Raw genomic sequence first — 4,651 nt, forward strand, 5'->3', positions numbered from 1 at the left:
CTGATGGGAGCGCCGATCGTATTGCTTGCGGCCGTAGGTCTGGTGGTCTGCTGGTCCTTCTATGGCCAGAGGCGAGGCACGCCGGCGATCGCGGTGCTACTGGTCCAGATCGCCTTCTGCTGCGTGCCGCTGATCGCGACCATCTCGCTCGACGTGGCGCGGGACTTCTCGGACTTCCTGTTGTGGAGCAGCATCGCCGCGATCATCACGATCTGGATCGCCTACGCCCTGTTTCCGACCCCGCCGAGCACCGCTCAAGCGGGCGGCGCACCGGCTCCGATCGCTTTGCCCCCCGCCCATGCCGCCCAGGTCGCGATTTCCGACACCCTGGTGCTTCTTCCCCTGCTGGCGACCTTCATCGTCCGGGGCGACATCAACAACATCGTCATCCTGATGATCACCATCAATCTCCTACGAGAGATCGAACTCGCCCACAGTCGCCGCCTGGCGCTTGCCATCCTGCTGGCCAATCTGCTTGGAGGGGTGCTCGCCGTCCTCGCCCATCAGTTCATCCTGCTATCGGACAGCCTGCTGCTGTTTCTCCTGACCGTGTTTCTGGCCGGTCTCTGGTTCGGCGGACGGCTCGTTCGCGGCGGCCCGATGGCCCCGGTCTACGCCCTTGCGTTCGGAACCTTCCTGTTGATCCTGGGCCTAGCGATCACGCCGCTGCCCGGCGGAGCCGAAGAGCTGTTCACGGTCAGGATTTCCAAGATCGTCCTGGCCAGCCTCTACGCCATAGGCGCCCTGAGCCTGGTGGCGCGGATACGCCTGCGGCCGCATCACACCTAAGAGGTCGACGGACGAGGCGCCTGAGCTGCGTCTTTATAACTCCCTTATGCGCCGCCCGCCGGACTCGTCTCGAAACCTGACGAGCCGCGGCGCCATCTTCCGAGCCTGACCATAAGGCTATGGAGACATCACCGTGGCGGACCTCATTTTTCTCGGCCTAGGCGCGGGGGCGTTCATGCTCTTCGCGGCCTTCGCCATTGGCCTACGGCGGCTCTGACAATGTTCGTGGACCTGCTCTGGGCCGCCGGCGCGATCGCCGTGGCCGTCTACATGCTTGCGGCGCTGCTGCGCCCTGACCGCTTCTGACGGAATACTGAAATGACTTGGCAAGGATGGGCGGAGATCGCCCTGACGCTGGCCGTGGCCATAGGGCTCGGCTGGCCTCTCGGCGTCTATATGTCCCGAGTTTGGAACGGAGAGCGGACCTGGCTCGACCCGGTGTTTAAGCCGGTGGAGCGGTTGGTCTACGCCGGCTGCGGCGTGGACGCGACCAAGAGCCAGACCTGGTTCTCCTACGCGGCGGCCCTGCTCGCCTTCAATGTGGTCGGCTTCGTCCTCGTCTACGCGATCATCCGCCTACAAGGCGTTTTGCCGCTGAACCCCCAGGGGTTCCCGGGCGTGTCGGAGCACCTGGCCTTCAACACCGCCGTCAGCTTCGTGACCAACACGAACTGGCAGTCGTATGGCGGTGAAAGCACCATGTCGCACTTCAGCCAGATGGCCGCGCTGACGGTGCAGAACTTCGTTTCCGCCGCCACTGGCGCGACCATCGCCGCGGCCCTGGCGCGCGGCTTCGTCGCGCACCGCGGCGAGGGCGTCGGCAACTTCTGGGCCGATCTCGTGCGGACCGCGCTCTACGTCTTGCTGCCCTGCTCCATCGTCCTGGCCCTGGTGCTGGCGGCTCTCGGCGTGCCGCAAACCCTCCAGGCCTCGACCATGGCCACGACTGTTGAAGGCGCCGATCAGAAGATCTCGATGTTCGCGGTCGCCAGCCAATTGGCCATCAAGCAACTCGGCATCAACGGCGGCGGCATCTTCAACGTCAATTCCGCCCACCCGTTCGAGAACCCGACTCCGCTGACCAACTTCCTCACCGCCGTCTCGATCAACGTGCTCGGCTGGGCGGCCTTCTTCGCGTTCGGCCGCTCGGCCCTGGCCGGCAAGGACATCCGCGCCCTGGTGATCGCCGCCGCCATCCTGCTGTCCGCCGGCGCGACCGGCATCTATCTGGCCGAGACTCAAGCCGCCCCGGCGCTTGTCGCCGCCGGCGTGGACTCCAGCCAGAACATGGAAGGCAAGGAGATGCGCTTCGGCGCCAGCGCCACCGCCGCCTGGGCCGCCCAAACCACGGGCGCCTCGAACGGCTCGGTCAACGGCATGCACGGCAGCTTCATGCCGCTCGGCGGCGGGATCGCGATGTTCCTGATGATGCTGGGCGAGATCCTGCCCGGCGGCATTGGCTCCGGCATCGCCATGATGGTGGTCATGGCCCTGCTGGCGGTATTCGTCGCCGGCCTGATGGTCGGCCGGACGCCGGAGTATCTGGGCAAGAAGGTCGAGGCCAAGGAGATCAAGCTGGCCATGCTGGCGGTCCTGGTCATCCCGCTTTCGATGCTGGGCTTCTCAGCCATCGCCGCGGTTTTGCCCACGGCGCTGGAGGGATTGCTCAACCACGGCCCCCACGGCCTGTCGGAAATCCTCTATGCCTACGTCTCCACGACGGCGAACAACGGCTCGGCCTTCGCCGGCCTAACCGCCAATGCGCCCTGGTGGAACACGACGCTCGGCCTGGCCATGCTGATGGGCCGCTTCGTGCCGATCATCGCCGTGTTGGCCATCGCCGGCTCGTTGGCAGCCAAGCCCAAGCTCGCCCCCTCCGCAGGCACCCTGCCCACCGACAGCGGCCAATTCGTTGGCCTGCTGGTGGGCGTGATCCTGATCCTGGGCGGCCTGCAATTCTTCCCTGCCCTCGCCCTAGGCCCAATCGTCGAGCACTTCCAAGTGCTGACGACGCTGGCCGCACGCTGATCCTTCGAGGCATCTGACAATGACCGCGTCTTACGTTCCGCAAGGCGAAAACCGCCGCAAGGCGTCCACCCTGGCTAGCAGCTTATCGCCCGCCATGCTGGGCCGCGCCGCCCGCGACGCCCTCGTGAAACTCGACCCGCGCAAGCTGACCGGCAATCCGGTGATCTTCGCCACCTGGATCGTCGCCTTGCTGGCCTCGGCCTCGACCGTCTCTGAAATGTTCGCCGGCGGCGACTGGAGTTTCGAGATCCAGATCGCGCTCTGGCTCTGGGCGACGGTACTGTTCGCGAACCTGGCCGAGAGCATCGCCGAAGGTCGCGGCAAGGCCGCCGCCGACTCCCTGCGCGCCACCCGCGTCACCACCAAAGCCAAGCTGATCGTCGACACCGTGACGGGCACCATCGTCCCGACCCCGGCGCATAAGCTGGGGGTCGGTGAGATCGTCCTGGTCGAGGCCGGCGACGTGATACCTGCCGACGGCGAGATCATCGAGGGCGTGGCCTCGGTCAACGAGGCCGCCATCACCGGCGAAAGCGCTCCGGTGATCCGCGAAAGCGGCGGCGACCGCTCGGCCGTCACCGGCGGCACCACGGTGGTCTCCGACTGGCTGAAGATCCGGATCACCTCGGAACCCGGCAACACCTTCCTCGACCGCATGATCGCCATGGTCGAGGGGGCGGACCGCCGCAAGACGCCGAACGAGATCGCGCTCGCCGTCCTGCTGGCCGGCCTGACCCTGATCTTCCTGATCGCGGTCGCCACCCTGCTCGGCCTCGGCAAGTACTCGGGGATCGTCCTGCCGCCGATGGTGCTGGGCGCGCTGTTCATCACCCTGATCCCGACAACCATCGGCGGCCTGCTCTCGGCGGTCGGCATCGCCGGCATGGACCGGCTGCTGAAGGTCAATGTGCTGGCCACCTCCGGTCGCGCGGTCGAGGCCGCCGGCGACGTCGACACCCTGTTGCTCGACAAAACCGGCACCATCACCTTCGGCAACCGTATGGCCACCGAGGTCATCGCCGCCCCCGGTGTCCGCCAGGAAGTCGCCATGCGCGCCACTCTGATGGCCTCGCTGGGCGATCAGACCCCCGAAGGCCGCTCCATCGTCGACCTGGCCCGCAGCCAGGGCCTGGAGTTGGAAGCGCCCGATGGCGCGACCCTAATCCCGTTCACCGCCACTACACGCCAGTCGGGCCTGGACGCGGACGGTCAATCCTGGCGCAAGGGCGCGGTAGACGCCGTGATCCGCAGCCTGGATCTAAAACCTGAACAAGTGCCGGCCGACCTGTCGGCGGCGGTGGACCGCATCGCCCGCTCGGGCGGCACGCCGCTGGCGGTCAGTGAGAACGGCGTCCTGGTCGGGGTCATCCACCTGAAAGACGTGGTGAAGCCCAATGTGAAGGAGCGTTTCGCGGACCTGCGCCGTATGGGTCTGCGCACGGTGATGATCACTGGCGACAACCCGGTCACCGCCGCGGCCATCGCCTCCGAAGCCGGCGTCGACGATTTCCTCGCCGAGGCTACGCCTGAGGACAAGCTGCGCCTGATCCGAGAGGAGCAAGCCAAGGGGCGACTGGTCGCCATGTGCGGCGACGGCGCCAACGACGCCCCGGCCCTGGCGCAATCGGACGTCGGCGTGGCCATGCAGACCGGCGCCCAGGCGGCCCGCGAGGCCGGCAACATGGTCGATCTCGACTCCAGCCCGACCAAGCTCATCGAGATCGTCGAGATCGGCAAGCAATTGCTGATGACACGCGGTTCGCTGACGACCTTCTCGATCGCCAACGACGTCGCGAAGTATTTCGCGATCATTCCGGCGCTGTTCGTCACGACC

At 66.5% G+C, this 4,651-nt stretch carries 3 protein-coding genes; all 3 read left to right on the plus strand.

From position 1 onward, the window contains the following. Positions 1 to 789, plus strand: a 789-nt coding sequence (locus tag Q7T84_RS15980; RefSeq protein ID WP_304810785.1) for a hypothetical protein, incomplete at its 5' end; no start/stop codon positions are given. A 318-nt stretch (positions 790 to 1,107) separates the two neighbouring features. Beyond that, the gene (gene kdpA, locus Q7T84_RS15985) at positions 1,108 to 2,817 is read left to right on the plus strand and encodes a potassium-transporting ATPase subunit KdpA (RefSeq protein WP_304810787.1); all 1,710 of its coding nucleotides are present in this window, start codon (positions 1,108 to 1,110) and stop codon (positions 2,815 to 2,817) included. A gap of 19 nt (positions 2,818 to 2,836) precedes the next feature. Continuing rightward, the coding region (kdpB, locus tag Q7T84_RS15990) for a potassium-transporting ATPase subunit KdpB (RefSeq protein WP_304810788.1) at positions 2,837 to 4,651 on the plus strand (1,815 nt) is incomplete at its 3' end.

This window comes from Phenylobacterium sp. (assembly GCF_030654915.1).
Taxonomy (GTDB): domain Bacteria; phylum Pseudomonadota; class Alphaproteobacteria; order Caulobacterales; family Caulobacteraceae; genus Phenylobacterium.